The following is a 19345-nucleotide window of genomic DNA, read 5'->3' on the forward strand; positions in this document are numbered from 1 at the left end:
CGGTATGGTCTCGGAGCTCTTCGACGCGGACCGCTGGGAGCCGGTCGCGGACCGCGACTACGACGACGTCACCTACCACCGCGGCGTCGACGTCGACGCCGTCCGGATCGCGTTCGACCGCCCCGAGGTGCGGAACGCGTTCCGCCCGGGCACCGTCGACGAACTGTACGACGCCCTCGAGCACGCGAAACGCCAGACGGACGTCGGCTGCGTGCTCCTGACGGGCAACGGCCCGAGCCCGAAGGACGGCGGCTGGGCGTTCTGCTCGGGCGGCGACCAGACCGTGCGCGGCGACTCCGGCTACGAGTACCGCGGCGACGACGAGGCCGGCGGCGACGAGGACGACTCGGTCCGCGAGGCGGAGGCGGGACGCCTCCACATCCTCGAGGTCCAGCGCGCCATCCGGTTCATGCCCAAGCCCGTCGTCGCGGTCGTCCCGGGGTGGGCGGTCGGGGGCGGGCACAGCCTCCACGTCGTCTGCGACATCACGCTCGCCAGCAGCGAGCACGCGAAGTTCCTCCAGACCGACCCCGACGTCGCCTCCTTCGACGCCGGGTTCGGGTCGGCGTACCTCGCCAAGCAGGTCGGCCAGAAGAAGGCCCGCGAGGTGTTCTTCCGCGGGAAGACCTACTCCGCCGAGGAGGCCGCCGACATGGGGATGGTCAACGAGGCCGTCCCCCACGAGGACCTCGAAGACGTCGCGCTGGAGTGGGCCGACGAGATGGCCTCGAAGTCCCCGACGGCCATGCGGATGCTGAAGTACGCGTTCAACATGGCCGACGACGGCCTCGTCGACCAGCAGGTGTTCGCCGGGGAGGCCACGCGCCTCGGCTACATGACCGACGAAGCGCGGGAGGGCCGCGAGGCGTTCGTGGAGGACCGGGACCCGGACTTCTCCGAGTACCCCTGGTACTACTGAGGCGCCGCGGAACCGGCAACGTGGGCCCGTTCCGGGCGTCCCGAGACAACGGGTTTTTCAGTGACCCCCCGCTGGCCACAGGCAGCATGTACGCGCCGGTCGAGCGACAGCCGAGCGGCGGCGCTCGGCGTCGCGCTGGTGGCGAGAACGGAACTGTCGTCTCGGCGTTCGAGTGGCCGACATGACACGGGGCCCCTGGTACGTCCTCGGCCTCGAGGACGCGACGTGGCCGGAGCGCGCGCTGTTCTTCGTGACGATGGCCGCGATGGCGGCGCTCGCGGCGGTCGGCTTCCTGCGGCCGTCGCTGCTCAGCAGCGCGCTCAACGGCGCGTTCGACTGGGTGCTGCGGTACTTCGGCTGGTGGTTCATCCTCCTCGGGTTCGTCCTGCTGATCCTCGTGCTCGGCGTCACGTTCTCGCGGTACGGCCGCCTGCGCATCGGCGGCCCGGACGCCGAACCCGAGTTCGACACGTTCTCGTGGCTCTCGATGGTGTTCACCGTCGGGTTCGGGGCGTCCATCCTCATCTGGGGTGTCGGCGAACCCGTCTCCATCTACCAGAACCCGCCGCCGGAGCCCTACCCCGTCGAGGGCGCGTCCCTGAAGTCGATGGCGCTGGCGTTCATGTTCGTCCACGAGGTGTTCCCGGGGCTGGCGATGTGGTACCTCCCGGTGGCGCTGGCGTTCGGCGTCGTCGTCTACACGCAGGGCGTCGGCGAGTACAAGATCTCAGCGATGCTGCACGGCGTCGTCGACGAGGACTCCTACCCGGGGTTCCACTGGACGGTCGACCTCGCGGCCATCGTCGCGAGCATCGGCGGCATCGCGACCACGCTCGGGTTCAGCGCGCAGACGATGGCGGCGCTGCTCGGCGGCGTCTTCGGGCTGGAGGCGCGCGCGCTCACGTACGGCATCTTCGGGCTCATCGGCGCGGTCTTCCTCACGGACGTCTGGCTCGGCCTCCGGAAGGGCATCCGGAACGCCGCGCGCGCCACGATGGTGTTCATCGCCGTCGCGATGGGCGTGCTGGTCGTCGTCGGCCCGACGCTGTTCATGTTCGAGCTCGGCCTCGACGCGACCGGCGTCTGGCTCGGCAACCTCACGCGCCTGATGCTGTACACCGACCCCACCGCCGGCGGCAACTGGGCGGCGAACTGGACGGGGTTCTGGTGGGCGTGGTGGGCGGCCTGGAGCATCTTCGTCGGGAGCTTCGTCGCGCGCGTCTCGAAGGGCCGGACGGTCCGCGAGATGTTCGCCGTGCTCGTCGTCGCGCCGGCGCTCCTGACGTGGGTCCAGCACCTCCTCATCGGCGGGTGGGTGCTCGCGCCCGGCTACGTCGGCCCGGTCGGCGACGCGCTCTCGGCCGACGGCATTCCGGCGGCCATCGTCGCGGCGCTGAACGCCACGCCGTACGGGACGCTGCTCGGCGTGCTGTTCGTGTTCGTCATCGCCGGCTACATCGTCACGTCCCTGGACTCGGCGGTGTTCATGATCTCGGCGATCACGCTCGGCGACGAGGACCCGAACGCGCGGAACCGCGCGTGGTGGGGGGCGCTGCTCGCCGGGTTCGGGATGATGAGCCTGGAGCTGTCGAGCTTCCGCGCCATCGAGGCGCTGTCGCCGCTGCTCGCGCTCCCGTTCACCGTCTTCCTGCTGGCGGTGGTGTACGCCAGCTACCGCGCGGCCCGGGACTACGCCAGCGGCGCCGACCGCGTGGACGTCGAACCCGGGTCGCTGCTCTCCGAGCAGGACCGCAGCACCGACGGCGCGCCCAGCGACGACTAGGCGCGCACGCACCCGGGCGGCGACTCGGGCCGGGCGGCGGCACGGAACGGACCGGGGGCGACCCTGGGAGGACGGCGACTCGGGCCGGGCGGCGACCCGGGTCGAGTTGGCCGGCCGGACGCCGACCGCCCGGGGCCGGGACCGCCACCGCTATGGCACCGCTGGCCGAACACCCACGCGATGACCGAGACGGCTGACGTGTCGCGGCGGGAGGCGTGGCTCATCGCCGCGCGCCCGCACACGCTCCCGGTCGCCGCCGCCCCCATCCTCGTCGCGGTCGGGCTCGCGGTCCGAGACGGCGTGTTCGCGCCGCTGCCCGCGTTCGCGGCGTTCGTCGGCGCGGCGCTCATCCAGGTGGGCACGAACTTCGCGAACGACTACTACGACGCCGTGCAGGGCGCGGACACCGAGGACCGCGAGGGGTTCACGCGCGTCACGGCGGGCGGCCTCATCGAACCGGCAGAGGTCAAGCGCGCGACCTACGTGACGTTCGCGGCCGCCGTCCTCGTCGGCACCTACCTCGTCGCCGTCGGCGGCGTCCCCATCCTCGTCGTCGGCCTCGTGAGCGTGGCGTCCGGCCTGGCGTACACGGGCGGCCCCTACCCCCTGGGCTACCACGGCCTCGGCGACGTCTTCGTGTTCGTGTTCTTCGGCGTCGTCGCCGTCACCGGCGCGTACTACGTGCAGGCGGTCACCGTGCTCGCGTCCGGGTTCCCCGTGTGGCCGCCAGCGGGCACCGTCACGGTCGCGTCGGTCGCCGCGAGCCTCCCCGTGGCGGCCGTCGCGACGAACGTCCTCGTCGTGAACAACGTCCGGGACCGCGAGGAGGACGCCACCACGGGCAAGCGCACGCTCGCGGTCCGGTTCGGGTACACGTTCTCGCGTTTCCAGTACGCCGCGCTGTTCGCGCTCGCGTACGCGGTCCCGCCGTGGTTTTTCGCGCGGACCGGCGACCCGCTCGTGTTCCTGCCGTACCTCTCCCTGCCGCTCGCGCTCTCGCTGACGCGGACGCTGTGCCGGCGGACGGACGGCGACGCGCTGAACCCGGCGCTGTCGCGGACCGGCCAGCTGCTGGCGCTGTACGCCGCGCTGTTCGGCCTGGGGCTGGCGCTATGATCCGGTCGTTCGCGCTCCCGCTGGCCGACCCGCTGGCCACCGCGCGCGGCGCCGTCGACCGCCGCGAGGGGTTCCTCTTCCAGCGGGACGGCGGCCTCGGGGAAGCCACGCCCCTGCCCGGCTGGACGGAGTCCCTGCGCGCCTGCGAGCGCGCGCTCGGGGACGCCGAGCGCGCCGACGACTGGCCGGACGCCCTCGACGCCTGCGAGGACGCGCCCGCGGCGCGCCACGCCGTCTCGCTCGCCGGACTCGACGCGAGCGCTCGGGACGCCGACGAGTCGCTCGCCGACGCGCTCGCGGACGGCGACCCGGCCGACGCCGTGCCGGTCAACGCCACCGTCGGCGACGCGTCCGTCGAGGAGACGGTCGCGGCCGCCGAGCGCGCCGCGGACGAGGGGTTCGGGACGGTGAAGCTGAAGGTCGGCGCGCGCGAGGTGTCGGCGGACGTCGAGCGCGTGCAGGCCGTCCGGGACGCCACGGACCTCGCGGTGCGCGCGGACGCGAACGGCGCGTGGACGCGCGAGCAGGCCCACGACGCCTGCTACGCGCTCGGCCACGTCGGCGTCGAGTACGTCGAACAGCCGCTGCCCGCCCACGACCTCGCGGGTCACGCCGACCTCCGCGGCAGCGTCGACGTCGCGCTCGACGAGTCCCTCACGGAGTACCCCGTCGCCGACGTGCTCACGGCCGCGGACGCCGTGGTGCTGAAGCCGATGGCCCTCGGGGGCGTCGACCGCGCGCGCGACGCCGCGCTGGCCGCCCGCGAGGCCGGCGTCGAGCCCGTGGTCACGACGACCGTGGACGCGGCGGTCGCGCGCACCGCGGCCGTCCACCTCGCGGCGAGCGTCCCCGACGTGGGCGCGTGCGGGCTCGCGACCGCCCGGTTCCTCGAAACCGACCTCGCGGCCGACCCGGCGCCGGTCGCCGACGGCCGCGTTCGCGTCCCCGACGGCCCCGGCCACGGCGTCGACGTCGCGAGCGGCGGACTCCCCGGAGGGACCACCGATGCGTGACGAACTCGCCCTGCAGACCGAAAGCGACCCGGACGCGACCGCGCTCGTGGACGCGGCGACCGACCGGTCGTGGACCTACGCGGCCCTCGACGACGCCGTCGAGGAGACGGCCGGTCGGCTCGCCGCGCTCGGCGTCGCGTCCGGCGACCGCGTCGCGGTCCTCGTGGACACCCGGCCGGCGTTCGCGCGCCTCGCGTTCGCGTGCGCACGCCTCGGCGCCGTGCTCGTGCCGCTGAACGCGCGCCTCGCCGTCCCGGAACTCGAGGCGCAGGTGGAGGCCGTCGAGCCCGTCTGCTGCGTCTGCGAGGCCGAGACCGAGGCGGCCGCGACAGCGTTCGGCGCGCCGGCGGTGAGCGTCGACGCCGAGGGCGACGCGGTGGCCCTCGCCGACCGCGAGCCCCTCGACTTCGAGCGCGCCGAGCCCTCGTGGACGGACACGCGCGCCGTGATGTTCACGTCGGGGACGACCGGCGACCCGAAGGCCGTCCGGCTGACGTACGGGAACTTCGCGGCGAGCGCCGTGGCGTCCGCGTTCCGCCTCGGCGTGCTCCCCGGGGACCGCTGGCTCTGTCCGCTCTCGACGTACCACATGGGCGGGCTGTCGGTGCTGCTGCGGAGCGCGCTCTACGGGACGACGGCCGTGCTGACCCGGGGCTTCGACGCCGACGCGGTCCTCGACGCGCTCGCGGACTACGACTGCACGGGCGTCTCGCTTGTGCCGACGATGCTGCAACGGCTGCTGGACGCCGACCGCGCGGTGCCGGACGCGCTGCGGTTCGCGCTCGTCGGCGGCGCGCCCACGCCGCCCGAGCTCGTCGAGCGCGCGCTCGACGCCGGCGTGCCGGTCTGTCCGACGTACGGGACGACCGAGACCACCTCGCAGGTCGCGACGCTGCGAGCCGACCAGGCCGCCGCCCGCCCGGACAGCGTCGGCCGTCCCCTCCTGGGGACGGACGTGACGGTCGTCGGCGACGACGGCGACCCTGTCGGGCCCGGAGAGACCGGCGAAATCGTCGTCTCCGGGCCGACGGTCGCGCCGGGCTACGTCTCGGGTGCCTCGGCCCCCGACCGGTACTGCGAGTACGGCCTCCGGACGGGCGACCGCGGCCGCGTCGACGCCGACGGCTACCTCCGCGTCGGCGGCCGGCAGGCCGACCGGATCATCACGGGCGGCGAGAACGTCCACCCGGCGGAGGTCGCGGACGTCCTCCGGTCGCACCCCGGCGTCGCCGACGCCGCCGTTGTCGGCGTGCCGGACGACGAGTGGGGCGAGCGCGTCGCCGCGCTCGTCGTCCGCGAGCGCGACTCGCCAGTGACCGCGGCCGAGTTGCGCGCGCACTGCGAGGACCGCCTCGCCGGCTACAAGCGCCCGCGGACGCTCCGGTTCGCCGAGGCGCTGCCGCGGACCGCCTCGGGCACCGTCGACCGCGAGGCCGCGCGCGCCGAACTCGCCGGCGAGAACTAAGTAGCGGCGGCGCCAACCCCGACGCGTGTGCACGCTGGCATTCGCGTGGCGAGCGTTCGAGGCCGCGCCCCTCGTGGTCGCCGCGAACCGCGACGAGTCGGTCGGGCGCCCGTCCTCGCCGCCGTCGGTCCGCGGCGACGACCCGGCGGTGCTGATGCCGCGGGACGAACGCGCCGGCGGCACGTGGATCGGCGTGAACGAGCACCGCGTGTTCGCCGGCGTCACGAACCGGGACGCCGACGTCGTCGGCGAGCGCTCGCGCGGCCGCCTCGTGACCGACGCGCTCGCCGCGGCGACGGCCGAGGCGGCGGTCGAGTCGGTGGAACGCGAGGTCGCCGACCGCGCGTACGCGGGCTTCAACCTCGTCGTCGCCGACGACGGCGAGTGCGTGCTCCTCGAGTGGGACGGCGTCCTCCGCACCCACGTCCTCGAGGCGGGGACGCACGTCGTCGTCAACGAGGGGTTCGACGGGGCCACGGGGAAGTCGCGCGCGGTCCGCGCGCGCCTGCTCGGCCACGACTCGCCCGCGGCGTGGCTGGACGCGGCGCGCGGCGCGCTCCGCGACCACGACGTCGGCGCGTGCCTGCACGGCGACGGCTACGGGACGCGGTCGTCGTCGCTCGTCACCGTCGCCGCCGACGGCGCCGTCACCTACGAGTTCGCGGACGGGCCGCCCTGCGAGACGCCCTACGAGCGCGTGGACGCGGTCCTGTGACCGCGGTCCGGTGCGCAGACGGTCAAGTTTAAACCGGTCGCACTCACTGTCACGTACATGAGCGCCGAAGTCACGGAGGACGACCTCTCCGAGGACGAACGCCGCGGCCTGGAGCTCGTCCGGGAGACGCGGGGCATCCACCAGAGCGAGTTCTGGAAGGAGCTCGACGTCTCCTCACGGAAGGGCAGCCGCATCGCGTCCAAGCTCGAGGAGAAGGGGTTCGTCCAGCGCGAGGAGACCGTCCACGAGGGCAACACCACGTACCTCATCGAGCCGGTCATCGACGAGCGCGACCTCGACTTCTCCCTGCTGATGGCCGGCGACATGCTCTCCCCGTTCGTCGGCGAGGAGGAAGTCGACGCGCAGAGCGACGCGTTCTCCCAGTGGATCATGAACCTCGCCTACGAGGACGAGTAATTGGCCGACGCCCGAACGCTTCCTGCGGGCCCGGGACCTGAACGCTCTCCGACGGGTCCGACGGTCGAACGCTCTCCGACGGGTCCGACGGTCGAACGCTCTCCGACGGGTCCGACGGTCGAACGCTCTCCGACGGGTCCGACGGTCGAACGCTCTCCGACGGGTCCGACGCCTGAACGCTTTTCTCCGCGCCGCGCGACCGTCCACGCATGCCGACCGCCTACGTCACCGCGCCCCGTGACGCGGCCGCCGACCTCGCCGAGCGACTCGTCGACCGCCGCCTCGCCGCGTGCGTGAACGTCCTCGACTGCCGCTCGGTCTACCGCTGGGAGGGCGACGTCGTCCGCGACGACGAGGCCGTCCTGCTCGCGAAGACGACCGACGACGCCTACGGCGACCTCGCCGCGTTCGTCCATCGCGAACACCCCCACGACGTGCCCTGCGTCGAGCGCTTCGACGAGACCGAGGTCGCCCTCGCGTTCGGCGAGTGGGTCGCCGAGTCGGTCGGCGAGTGACTCACGGCGGTCACCGTCCGGTCGGGTCCCGGACCCTTACACCCGGCCGACGACGAGCACGACGCCGTCCTCGCAGTCGACGCCACCGCCCGCGCCGCGACGGTGAAGCTCCAGGAGCGCGGCCTCGAGGACGTCGCGGACGTTCGCGCGGCTCCTGACGTCCGTCCAGACGCGCTCGGGCACGCAGAGCACCCACTCGGTCGGCCGGCGCTCGACGAGCGGGTCGTCGGCGAACGCCTGCCGCCACTCGTAGATCAGGCCGTCGACGGTCCGGCCGGGCTGGTCGGCGACCGTCGACTGCACCTTCGCCGCGGCCCGCCGGAGGTCGCGCTCGGGGACGCCGTAGTCGCCGGCGACGCCCGCGACGGCCTCGTCGCTGAACGGAACGGACATACGCGACCAATGGGCGCACACCCCCAAAAACCGCTCGCGCGCGGCGAGCCGTGTCAGTAGTCGAGGTCGTCGGTGGTGGCGTCCAGCAGGAGGACGAGACCGCCGCCGACGACGCCGGCGGCGACGACGGCCGCCGCGCTCGCCGCGGTCCACGTCGGGTTCGCGGCCCCGATCTGGATGGCGGGCGCGCGGAGCGCGCCGGCCATCAGCGCGACGAGGAACGTCAGCGTCGCGGCGCGGTAGTGCTCGAGCGCCCACTGGACGACGCGCGCGAACGTCAGGATGCCGGCGAGCGCGCCGACCATGAACACGACGAGCGTCGACACCGGGTCGACGGCCGCCGCGCCGTCGCCGCCGAGCAGGGCGTCCGTCGCCTCGCTCACGGCGGACGTCATCGTCTCGTACTTCCCGAGCGTGATGAGGATGAGCGACCCCGAGACGCCCGGCAGCACCATCGCGCAGATGGCGACCGCGCCGACGACGAACAGCACGGGGAGCCCGCCCGGCAGGACGTCCGCCTGCGCCTGCCCGCTCAGCACGAACGCGAGCGCGAACCCCGCGACCGCCGCGCCGACGCGGCCGGGCGTGTCGAGGGTCACCTCGCCGAGCAACACGACGACAGACGCCGCGATCAGGCCGAAGAAGAACGCGAACGTCACGCCCGGGTAGTCCGCGATGGCGACGTGGACGGCGTTCGCGACGGTGACGACCGCCGAGAGCACGCCCACGCCGAGGACGGCGAGGAACGGCACGTCCATGCGGACCAGCGACACCCAGAACTCCTCGCGGGCGTCCGACCGCCCGAGCCGCGGCACGAGCGCGAGCAACGCGACCGCCTCCTGGGGGTCGAGCGCTGCGAGCGCGCCGACGAGGCGCTCGTAGATGCCCGCGATGAGCGCGATGGTGCCGCCGGAGACGCCCGGGACGGCGTCCGCGGCGCCCATCGCCGCGCCCTTCGCGTACACGACGAGGTAGTCGCGCGTCGTCATCAGGTGTGCCGGCGGGCGAGCGCGCCACCCACTGCGGCCGCCGCGACCGCGGCCGCCGCGCCCGACGGCCCGAACGGCGACTGCGCCGACAGCGGCGCGATGCCGGAGCCGACGGCGTCACCGTCGGCCGCTCCCTCCGTGGACTCCACGGACTCGACGGTGGACGGCGACGCCATCGCGGACGCGTTGTCCGCGGTGTCGTTCTGCGCGCCCTCCGGCTCGTCGACGACGTGGCGCTCCAACTCGACGGTCGACGCCGTGCCGTTCTCGCCGAGGACCTGGCCCTCGGTGACGTGCGTGGTCGCGTTCCACTCCACGGTCGTCACGTCGTCGCCGGCCGTCGTGTTCCCGGTCGTCACCGTGTACGGGCCGTCGGCGCGCACCGAGACGTTCGTGTGGCCGTTCTCCGGGCCGTACTCGTCGTAGCCCGTCGTCGAGTACGGCACCGTCAGCTCGAAGTTCCCGTCCGCGTCGGTCTCGACGCGCTGCGTGTACGGGAACGTCGGCGCGCGGCCCTCCTCGTTGCGCATCTCCGTGATCTCGAACTGCGCGGTCACTTCGAGGGTCTCGTTGGCCGGGCCGGTGCCCTCGATGGTCGCGCCCTCGACGCGCTCGAAGAGCTTCACCCACGTCGGGTAGTACTGCGGGTTCAGCTCGTTGCGCTGCAGCCAGAGGTTCGCCGGCGCGGCGGACTCGTCGCTGACGCCCACCATCCGGTAGTGCTCGAGGGCCGGCACGTACTCGGACGGCGAGTCACCGAACCCGCCGATCTGGGCGGTGCCGTCCTCCTCGACGAACTCCTCGGCCGCGGTCATGTTGTCGAACTGCCGGACCGTCGTGTCGTTGGAGTCGAAGACGATCGCGCTCTCACCGACGTCGCGCTCCCAGTCCAGGACCACCGGCTGGGGGGCCTTCGCGCTGCCGTGGTAGCGGTACAGCCGGACCATCATCGAGTCGTAGTAGGCCTGCTGTTTGACGAGCGGCGCCTGCTGGAAGTACCGCGCGTTCGTCGGCTGGCCGTCCTCGAAGTCCGCCGTGATGGCCTGCTTGTAGAAGTCCGTCGCCGTGAAGTCCCGGGGGCCGTCGTAGAACGTGACGGGCGCCGAGAACTTCGCGTCGCCGCTCCCGAGCGAGGGCAGCGGCGGCATCACCATCTTCCAGTCGACGGCCGTGTACCGGATCTTCGCGTCGTCCTCCTCGTTGTCAGCGAGGACGTCGTTAGCCTGGGTCTCGTTCTGCGCGAGCAGGTAGTTCGCCGCCGAGGTCGCGTGCTGCTGGAACGGGTTCGCGTGCGGGACGGTCTCGCCCTGGACGGTCATCCAGTGGCCGTAGTCCCACCAGGACATCACGCCGTACGCGCCCTCGGGGTAGTCGAAGTCGTCGGTCTGGCTGTACGTCCCGTAGTACTCCATCTCGTCGGCGTTCTCGGCGCCGCCGTAGGTGCCCTGCTCGGGCGCGTTCTCGTCGAACCACGACATCGCGTCGTCCCAGCTGGTGACCGCGCCCGGCGCCTGCGAGGCGCCGATGGTGGTCACGCCCTGGAGCGGCACGCGCTGGTTCTGGTCGTTCGCCAGCGAGACGGGGCTCGCGCTGCCGCGCGCGGAGTCGTTGTTCGTCGCGCCAGCCACCGCGGGCGCCGCGACCGGCACGAGCACGAGCAGCGCGACCATCACCACGGTGCCGACCTGGTACCAGTCGACGTCCTCGAGCTGGGACGCCGGCCGGTCCAGGTCGACGGCGGCCACGATCGTGCCGAGGAAGTACGCGTTCAGGACGACTACGGGCACCACGAGGTAGTAGTTGAACCGCACCTGCGTGAACGCCGCCGACGTGACGAACGCGCCCCAGACGACCACGAGGAGCTCCTCGCCCTCGTACTCGCCCGTGACGGTGACCGCGGTCAGCGTCACGAGGACGATCCCCAGCGACCCGAGCTGGCCGTCGATGCCGAAGACGCCGCCGACGAAGTCGCCGAGCCCGGGCGCCGCGAACACGACCATGACCACGGCGACCGCGACCGCCGCGCCCGCCATCCGCTTCAGGTTCCCGCTCGCGAGGTGCGGGCGCAGCAGGATCCACGCGGCGCCCAGCAGCGCGGTGAAGAACGCGAGCCCGTACTCGAGGAAGATGACGCCGCCCATCCCGAGCCCGTACCGGCTCGTCCGCGAGAGGAACGGCTGCGCTTCGCCGATGGTGCGCGTCGCCGCGCCGGAACTGAACCCGACGAACCGCAGGAGGTTGTGCTGGACCATCGAGAGGAGGTCCGGGAGGACGAGGCCGACCGCGCCGATGCCGACGGCGAGGATCACGAACGTCGCGCCGACGTAGCCCGCCGCACCGAACTCGCGTTCGTCCCAGACGCGCGCGAACGCCGCGAGGAACACGCAGCCGAACGCGACCGCGAACGAGAAGAAGGGCTGGAGGTACGAGAACCCGGAGACGCCGAACCCGGTCTCCTCGACGACCGCGAGCATCAACACGCCGGTCACGGTCATGCTGATGGCGCCGACGACGGCGACGTGCTCGGGGCTGTTCCCGCTGTAGTAGTCGCTGACGAGCTTCACGAGGTAGAACGCGCCGAAGATGCCGACGAGGAGGACGCCCGGCGGCCACACCCACATGTACACCGCGGTGGCCGCGCCGGCGAGCACGCTCCAGCCGACGACGCCGCGGAGGCCGGCCGTGTCGCGGTCCACGAACTGCTCGTAGACGGGCTTCTCGCGCTCAGCGAGCGCGAGCGCGACCATCGTGCCGAGCACGGCGAGGGACATGAACAGCGGCTCGGCGCCGTTGTGGTCGGCCGCGCCGACGACGCTGCGCTGGAGGAAGTACCCGGGGAGGAACGCGAGGACGACCGCGGCGAACACGCCGCCGAGGCGGCCGCCGAGGCGCTTCCCGATGAAGTAGACGGGGATCGCCAGCAGCGTGCCGAAGACGGCGGGCGCGAAGAGGAGGGTCATCGCGACGGTGTTCTCGGAGGGGGAGCCGAGACCGACCACGAGGGCGGCCGTCGCGACGAGCTGGTCGAACAGCGTGCCGAACTGGCCGGCGAGCACGCCCTCAGGAAAGCCGGTCCAGGGGTCGAACGGCATCGTGGCCGGCCAGTTCTCGACGGTGTACGAGACCTGCCGGAAGTGGTAGTACGCGTCGTTCCCGGAGAAGTACACCTTGCCGTCTCTCGTGAAGTTCTCCCACGACTGCACCCGAACCCAGAACATGAACGCCAGGACGGCGCCGAGCGCGGGGACGTGGTACCAGTCCTCGAGCGCGTCGAGGACTGAATCGACGGAGACGGAGGGAGTCCTCGACTCCTCGTGCTTCTCACTCATTGCGTGTAGGGACTGACAGCGCGCGAATAAGCCTTGTGAAACCTCGTAGTCGCGTGAAACCTCGCGGGCGACCGGTCGCGTGCGTGGACGCGAGCGTGACGCGCAAAGCACAATTCTTATTCGCGGCTTCGGCCAAACGCCGGCAATGAAGGTCTCCGTCGTCGTCTGCACGTACTCGATGGACCGCTACGGGCCGTTCTCCGAGTGCGTGGAGAGCGTGCTCGCCCAGGACTACGACGACCTCGAGGTCGTGCTCGTCGTCGACGGCAACGACGAGGTCTTCGAGCGCGTGCGCGAGGACTTCGGGGAGTACGAGAGCGTCGTCCTGCACAACAACGACGAGAACAGGGGCATCTCGTACAGTCGCACGAAGGGCGCGGAGATCGCCTCGGGTGAGATCGTCGCGTTCACCGACGACGACGCGACCGCGGAACCGGACTGGATCGAGAAGCTGGTCGAGGTGTACGAGGAGACCGACGCGATTGCGGTGGGGGGAGACGTTCGTCCCGATTGGCAGACGAAGAAGCCCGACTTCTTCCCCGAGGAGTTCTACTGGCTGGTCGGCTGCGTTGAGCCCGGATTCGCGGAGGACGGTGAGGAAGTTCGGAACACGTACGGGTCGAATATCTCGTACAAGCGAGAGGCGTTCTTGGAGGTCGGCGGTTACGACCCGAACACCGGGCGGAAGGGAGACAAGCACCTCCAGGCGCACGAGGCGCCGGCCGGGATTCGGCTGTTAGAGGAGTACGGCAAGGGGATGGTGTTCACGGAGGACGCCGTTGTGCATCACAAGCTCTTCGACTACCGCGGCGACTTCCGGTGGCTCGTCTCGCGTTCGTTCTGGCAGGGGTACTCCAAGCGCGTTATGGACCTGCTGTATCCGAACGCGCCCGACGACAAGAGCGCGTACCTGAAGCAGCTCCTGACGCACTTCGTCCCGAAGCGCGTGAAGGGTCTGGTTCGGTCGCCTTCGGTTGCTGAGATGAAGCAACTGCTCTCGATTTTCGTGTTCACTGGCGCTGTGGGTCTAGGGTACCTGTACGCGATCGTGACGCCGAACGTCGTCGAGAAGGCTAACGCGTAGGCGCCGGGATGTCGTCTCGTTTCTCGCCGAAGAAGAACTCGTAGTAGTAGCCGAGTCCGCGGCACGCGAGCATCGCGACCGAGAGGAGCGCGAACGCGAGTCGCGTGAACACCGAATCCAGTTCCTCGCTGTCTTCGTCGCCGCTCGGACCACTCGGTCGCGGTGGTATTCCGGGCTCGCCGTACCGATCGGGATAGTAGCGCTGTTTCTGGCAGAAACCGCGTCCGACGCGGAAGTTCTTCTTCGCGAGCGACTCGAAGGACGTGCGCGCCGGATGGTAGACTGTCGCGTCCGCGGTGTACCCCTGGTCGTAGCCCGCCTCGTAGACGCGCTCGCCGAACTCTCTGTCACCGCCCGAGATTAGTCTGGCGTCGAAGCGGCCGACGTCCTCGAAGACTTCGCGGCGCACGAGCAGCGCGCACGTGGGTGCGTAGTGTTCGGTTTCGAGGTACTGCTCCACGGGGAACCCTGTGCGGGCGTTGTACCGCCCGACGATCGTGTCCTCGGGGAGCGTGAGCTTGACGTTGCAGCCGAGATAGTCGGCGTCCTGTTCGTTCATCGCTTGGAGGGCGGTCTCAAGCCAGTCGTCGTCGACGGTCTCGTCCGCGTCGAGGAAGGCCAAGACGTCGCCATCCGCGTGTCGGATTCCCTTGTTACGGGCGGCGTAAGAGCCCTGAATTTCGTCTTCGACAAGTGGCTGAATGTTATCAAAATCTCCGGACAGTGTTCGAATTACATCTGGAGTTTCATCAGTAGACCCATTGTCGACGACATTGATTGTTGCATCGAGTCCACCAAGAGTATATATTAAATCTGTAACTGTTGTCTCGATTCCATCAGGGTCGTTGTACACGGGGATTATTACATCAAACATACCCGAAGTCGACACCCCACGCCCGTTTGTTAGATGTTTTATTATTTTGGTTCTCCACTCTCCAGATTGAAACTTGGTGAGTTCCCTTCTCGTTGGTTGTATACGCAGAGAACGTCTCCACTAATTCCATTCTAGGGGAGTTTTGGACCACTTCGTAATAATCAGATTCCTCGCTTAACACAACATAATCAATATCACTCGCCTTGACTCGATTGAGTAGGTCAATATTTTTCGATATGCCCGACAATTTCACCCTGCCGTTTGCTGTTTCGTAATTTCGTACTGCTGATGCGTTCAGATACCGGTAGTACTTCTCCGTGTGCCGATCTCCGAGATACCACATCAGTTCGTGTCGACCACTCGCTACCACGGATGTATCTCCCTCTTTCGACGATAGAAATTCGGCCACCTCATCGTATTTCGAATCCGCAGAAAGATTCTGATCAGCGAAGAGGAATGCGCTAGCTGGAGATATTGCTGTAATGAGTATCACTACGGCGATCGCCAACTGAGGGACCCGGCCAAGTGACAGGTCCTGTATGATACGACTGCTGACCAAGCTGACGACGAGAACTGCAATCGGAAATATGGGAAGGGCGAAACGAGCGAACCCCTTTGGAAGTATTAGAGTGAAAATAAACAACGGCGGGAGAATCATGACTGCAGGCACCCACCACGGTTCAATTCGCCACCGTTCAGGGAGAAGATAGGTACCTACTGAGACCACCATTCCAAATAGAACAAATGGCCCGCCATCGACGATCCACATGATCGTCGTAACTATCGAGGGGGCAGTACTTCCCTCGTGGCCTGCGAAAATATTGAAGTAGAACGACGAGCCAAACGCGTAGGCTATTCCACCAATGATTGGCAAGTCGAAAATAAATGCGATACTTGCCGGCAGATCAACTCCGCTGTAGTAATCTGGCGGACTTGCCAGCATCAGTGGGAAATAAACTATAATAAATGAGATAGCCAGGGAACCTCCAACTCTGATTAACGAGTCTTTCAGATTGCCACTATCCTTTCTCAAAATAATGTATGACAGAAGCGGGCCGAGAACATATATGAACCCATAGGCTTTCGAGGCTGATGCTATAATAATTGAAATACCCACGATTATATCCCGCCACTTCGTTCCTGGCGCTTGTGTCTCCAGTAGCGTAAGTCCACAAATTACGGTTACACCGGCGGCAAGGGGGAGATCAAGCATCGCTGATGTCGCGTGTGTTGCGAATAGAGGGATGGAAGAAAGCGCAATTACGGCTAGTATCCCTGTTTTCGGTCCCTGTAGTTGTCTCGCTACGAAATATATTACACAGAGCGTGAGGAGGGATGTCAGAACGATCCCGACTCTAGCACCAAATGATGTCGCTCCGAAGATGAACTGACTAAGTCCGATTAGATATTTCCCAAACGGAGCGAACATATGCACAATATTCACGAATGGGTTCCCAGCGAGGACCGACGTGCCAGCCACCGCATATTGAACTTCGTCGCCCCACAGAGCGCCCGCACTAATAGATGTCGTGTACCAAAAACTGATAGCGGAGAGTAGAGCGATCAAAATCCAATCTGCAAACAGTAGCAGCTCCAATCGCTTCCATATTGCCTTCCTAGTTTGAGCGCGGTTCATATGAACACTTCACAGAACCTTCTACGTATAAGCATCTATTGAAGGGTGCCCTGCTAAGTACGAGAGAACATACTTGTGTCCAACCCCTTTATTCCAGGCGATCTTCCTGGGTTTCATCTAAAGACAAAAAAGAAGATTTGTTGTATTACAGATTCTTTTTACCAAAAATTGATCAAGACATATCAGATTTGGCGAGAGTGAAACGGAGATCAGAACTAGTGTCTTGTAGCAAAAACGTGAACCTCATCATTACGCTGCCGAAGAACGCTGACAGAAAACCCTTCGGACTCCAATATATCCGTTATTTTCTCTTGTTCAACGTAACGTGGATGGACCTCCACAAGAACTACTCTTGCATTTTGGAGACCGCGATGAAACCCACGAAGTACGTCCAATTCCCCTCCTTCAACATCAATCTTAATTACATCTGGTAGGGGAAGATCTTGTTCCTGGATCAACCTATCCCCAGCGATTACCTCCACGTCAATTGATTCAGAGTTTGGGGAGTCGTTCTGGAGAGAAAACGTACCAACACCAACAACGCTCTCGTCGGTATCAGGGACGGTTAGAGTGGATCGCCCGCTGCTCTCCCCCAAGGCGTATTCCAAAATAGTAGCATCGATATTGTTCATTCTACAATTTTTTCGGGCTTGTTGAGCGTTATCCGGAAACGGTTCAATTGCTATTGTTTGATTGGATATCTGACCAATATAGCAAGAGTGGGTGCCGATATTTGCGCCAATATCCCAGAAGATGTCGTCTGGATCTATCGTATCTAATAGACGTTCTATTACAAAATCTTCGTTTTGATAGTCAACAACACGAAGAAACTCACGGAACGTATTCACTTGAAATGAAGATTCTACGTCCCGAATCGACCGCTTGATTTTGCCAGAATTAATGCGGTATCGGAGTCGTAGATATCTCCATTCGAGATGTTCCGAAATAGAGGCGAGTGCTGATTCTACCATTCTCCGTTGACAGGGATGGCTCAGTACCTTCTAAATTTTCCGCATCCAGAATGAGTTCAGTTATTTACGTATCTGCTGAAAATAGAGCTTTCCAGCCTGTACAGTTTGGACGAGCTTCAAGAAGTAAGCTAGGAAGTAGGCCGGTAGTGGAACTTGGCTACTGTTTGTCCGGTTCCTAATTCTTTGAGGAGAAGGAGGGAGTAGTCGAAACGGGGAGAGTGGATGAGTAGCAAGGTCGTGACGGCTCCAAAGTTGAGCTTGCCCTTGGCCAATTCGGCTAGCCTTCTTTAGGAGAGAATCGAGTGAAGTCCGTGCAGGATGCTTTACAACAATATCCGGAACATACCCCATTTTGAAATTGTGATTATGGACTCGTCTGCCAAATTCTTTGTCACCACCAGAGACAAGCGTTTCGTCGAACAGACCGACTTGTTCGACTACGTTCCTACGAACCGCTAAAGCACATGTTGGGGCGAACCTTTTCGCGTTTAGATAGTGTTGGACGGGAAGCCCCATCGTAACATCGTATTGCGCCCAGATTGTGTCTTTTCCATCGGGTACATACATTTCGACGTTGCAGCCGATATAGTCTACACTCGAATTCTCGAACTTCTCAGAGATATCGGCTACCCACGTATCGGCGACCGTGACGTCTGCGTCAATGAATGCGAGTATCTCGCCGGACGCATTTTCGATGCCAGTATTCCGAGCTGCGTAGGAGCTCTGGACGTCCGTCTCCTCGTAGCCATACACGATGTCGGGGTGCTCGCGTTCGAACTCCTCTATGACCTGGGGCGTCTCGTCGGTCGAATTATTGTCGACAACGATAATCTCGAATTTCGGGTTATCGCGCTGGGCGACGAGTGAGGACAGCGTCTGCCGAACCCCGTCAGGATCGTTGTACACTGGGATGATAACAGATAAGACAGGCGAAGAAGGCATTGTATTGCCTGTATCCCTGTGTAGCAAAAACTTTCACGGAAATGCTCTCGGTCAAATCCTACGGTAACTAAACTCCGAAATTGTGCTTCCTTTCAAAATGTATCGAAATATTGCTCTCCGCCGTCACAAGCGATTAGAGCGATAGTTGCGTTCTCGTTTTCCATAGCAATCTCTCGAGCGACACTCAATGCCGCGCCACTAGAGGTCCCGATCAGAAGACCGTGTCCTCTAGCGGCTTTCTTCGTCCAGGTAATCGCAGTCTCGTCATCGACGGACGCTACTCGGTCGATATAGTCGAACCACATCGTCGGTGTTTCGCTCCCCTTTCCAAGTCCCTCAATTTCGGTGTTGTACTCGACGGGATCGTCCCCGTAGAACGCAGTACTAATGTTCGACTCCTCAGCATCTACGCCAACAATATCCACAGACTCGTCTTGTTCCTTGACGTACTTTCCGATTCCAGAGAGGGTGCCACCCGTGCCCATCGGACAGACAATATGAGTTAATTCGTCCATCTGTGCCCACAGTTCCGGGCCAGTCCACTTTTCGTGGACACGAGGGTTCAACTGATTGTGATATTGGTTGAGAAAAACTCCGTCGCGTTTGGCAGCTATCGACTCCGCTGTATTCCGGTAATGGTCCTCATGCGCAGAGTCGACAATGGGACACGCGACTAACTCGGATCCGAGGGCTTCCACGTACCCAATTTTCTGATTGCTCGTCGTTTCCGGTGTCGTAATGACGCTATCGTATCCCAAGCGATTAGTGACAAGAGCGACCCCACCGGCAGTATTCCCGGACGACGCTTCGACGACCAAGTCGTCTTTCGCTAGCTCTTCTGATTCCTCCATCTCGAGAATCATCCCGAGGGCGATCCGATCCTTCATCGAACCGGTCGGGTTCTCCTTCTCGAGTTTTACACACACGTCGCCGGGCAGATCCTCGGGATACTGGACAATCGGTGTGTTACCAATGAGAGAGAGAATCGGGTCTTCAACGTCGTAGGGTGGGGTAGAATCCCCGTTCCGTTTCCTGTTACGATATTCCTGCATGGCTTCGGCAGTCACCATGCAGCCCCCAGCTTGGTCTACGTCGTCAAGCGGGTGTTGGTCCGTCATTGTTCGAGCGCACGCGAACAATTCGCTTAAAACGATTGGTTTTTTACCAGTACACTGGTTCAAGAC

General features: G+C 65.6%; 17 protein-coding genes. 9 read left to right on the forward strand and 8 right to left on the reverse strand.

Going from position 1 to position 19345, the window contains the following annotated elements; all coding sequences use genetic code 11:
- The first annotated feature begins 4 nt into the window (after positions 1 to 4).
- From U5911_RS13270 to cutA, 8 genes are all read left to right on the forward strand, one after another.
- Positions 5 to 919 carry a 1,4-dihydroxy-2-naphthoyl-CoA synthase gene (locus tag U5911_RS13270; RefSeq protein WP_336037492.1) on the forward strand — a complete coding sequence of 305 codons (915 nt, stop codon included), beginning with the start codon at positions 5 to 7 and terminating at the stop codon, positions 917 to 919.
- 181 nt (positions 920 to 1100) lie between these two features.
- Positions 1101 to 2702 carry a BCCT family transporter gene (locus U5911_RS13275; protein ID WP_336037493.1) on the forward strand — a complete coding sequence of 534 codons (1602 nt, stop codon included), beginning with the start codon at positions 1101 to 1103 and terminating at the stop codon, positions 2700 to 2702.
- A gap of 180 nt (positions 2703 to 2882) precedes the next feature.
- Complete coding sequence (locus U5911_RS13280) at positions 2883 to 3818, forward strand: 1,4-dihydroxy-2-naphthoate polyprenyltransferase (protein ID WP_336037495.1); 936 nt, start codon at positions 2883 to 2885, stop codon at positions 3816 to 3818.
- Positions 3815 to 4831, forward strand: a complete 1017-nt coding sequence (locus tag U5911_RS13285) for a mandelate racemase/muconate lactonizing enzyme family protein (protein WP_336037496.1) — start codon at positions 3815 to 3817, stop codon at positions 4829 to 4831. Before U5911_RS13280 ends, U5911_RS13285 begins: the two co-directional genes overlap by 4 nt.
- Entirely contained in the window at positions 4824 to 6296 is a 1473-nt protein-coding gene (gene menE / locus U5911_RS13290; RefSeq protein WP_336037497.1) for an o-succinylbenzoate--CoA ligase, read from the forward strand. The genes U5911_RS13285 and menE overlap by 8 nt, the downstream gene beginning before the upstream one ends.
- Before the next feature lie 25 nt (positions 6297 to 6321).
- Positions 6322 to 7011, forward strand: a complete 690-nt coding sequence (locus U5911_RS13295; protein WP_336037499.1) for an NRDE family protein — start codon at positions 6322 to 6324, stop codon at positions 7009 to 7011.
- Between the two features lie 57 nt (positions 7012 to 7068).
- Positions 7069 to 7428 (forward strand): helix-turn-helix transcriptional regulator, encoded by a 360-nt coding sequence (locus tag U5911_RS13300; protein WP_336037502.1) that lies wholly within the window; start codon positions 7069 to 7071, stop codon positions 7426 to 7428.
- A gap of 209 nt (positions 7429 to 7637) precedes the next feature.
- Positions 7638 to 7943 carry a divalent-cation tolerance protein CutA gene (gene cutA, locus U5911_RS13305; RefSeq protein ID WP_336037503.1) on the forward strand — a complete coding sequence of 102 codons (306 nt, stop codon included), beginning with the start codon at positions 7638 to 7640 and terminating at the stop codon, positions 7941 to 7943.
- 36 nt (positions 7944 to 7979) lie between these two features.
- Here the strand turns inward: cutA and U5911_RS13310 are convergent, their stop codons facing one another.
- The 3 genes from U5911_RS13310 to U5911_RS13320 are packed head-to-tail and all read right to left on the reverse strand — an operon-like array spanning position 7980 to position 12654.
- Positions 7980 to 8336: a DUF8048 family protein gene (locus U5911_RS13310; protein ID WP_336037505.1), complete on the reverse strand. Its 357-nt coding sequence runs from the start codon at positions 8334 to 8336 to the stop codon at positions 7980 to 7982.
- 53 nt (positions 8337 to 8389) lie between these two features.
- Positions 8390 to 9325 (reverse strand): DUF368 domain-containing protein, encoded by a 936-nt coding sequence (locus U5911_RS13315; RefSeq protein WP_336037507.1) that lies wholly within the window; start codon positions 9323 to 9325, stop codon positions 8390 to 8392.
- Positions 9325 to 12654 (reverse strand): oligosaccharyl transferase, archaeosortase A system-associated, encoded by a 3330-nt coding sequence (locus U5911_RS13320; RefSeq protein WP_336037508.1) that lies wholly within the window; start codon positions 12652 to 12654, stop codon positions 9325 to 9327. The genes U5911_RS13315 and U5911_RS13320 overlap by 1 nt, the downstream gene beginning before the upstream one ends.
- Before the next feature lie 145 nt (positions 12655 to 12799).
- Here U5911_RS13320 and aglG point away from each other — a divergent pair, with 145 nt between their 5' ends.
- A complete protein-coding gene (gene aglG, locus U5911_RS13325) occupies positions 12800 to 13738 on the forward strand; it encodes a glucosyl-dolichyl phosphate glucuronosyltransferase (RefSeq protein ID WP_336037509.1) in 939 nt (312 codons plus the stop codon).
- Here the strand turns inward: aglG and U5911_RS13330 are convergent.
- The 5 genes from U5911_RS13330 to U5911_RS13350 all read right to left on the reverse strand — a co-directional run bounded on the left by U5911_RS13330 (position 13728) and on the right by U5911_RS13350 (position 19279).
- Positions 13728 to 14612, reverse strand: coding sequence for a glycosyltransferase family 2 protein (locus tag U5911_RS13330; protein WP_336037511.1), 885 nt, complete (start codon positions 14610 to 14612; stop codon positions 13728 to 13730). The genes aglG and U5911_RS13330 overlap by 11 nt on opposite strands.
- Positions 14605 to 16248, reverse strand: a complete 1644-nt coding sequence (locus U5911_RS13335; RefSeq protein ID WP_336037513.1) for an ArnT family glycosyltransferase — start codon at positions 16246 to 16248, stop codon at positions 14605 to 14607. Before U5911_RS13335 ends, U5911_RS13330 begins: the two co-directional genes overlap by 8 nt.
- Positions 16249 to 16463: 215 nt before the next feature.
- Complete coding sequence (locus tag U5911_RS13340; protein WP_336037515.1) at positions 16464 to 17219, reverse strand: FkbM family methyltransferase; 756 nt, start codon at positions 17217 to 17219, stop codon at positions 16464 to 16466.
- Positions 17220 to 17279: 60 nt separating this feature from the next.
- On the reverse strand, positions 17280 to 18161 hold the full coding sequence (locus tag U5911_RS13345; RefSeq protein WP_336037517.1) for a glycosyltransferase family 2 protein: 882 nt from the start codon (positions 18159 to 18161) through the stop codon (positions 17280 to 17282).
- 92 nt (positions 18162 to 18253) lie between these two features.
- The gene (locus U5911_RS13350) at positions 18254 to 19279 is read right to left on the reverse strand and encodes a PLP-dependent cysteine synthase family protein (RefSeq protein ID WP_336037519.1); all 1026 of its coding nucleotides are present in this window, start codon (positions 19277 to 19279) and stop codon (positions 18254 to 18256) included.
- Positions 19280 to 19345 lie beyond the last annotated feature (66 nt).

Origin of the sequence: Halobacterium yunchengense (genome assembly GCF_037031165.1) — an archaeon.
In the GTDB taxonomy this organism is placed as follows: Archaea; Halobacteriota; Halobacteria; order Halobacteriales; family Halobacteriaceae; genus Halobacterium; species Halobacterium yunchengense.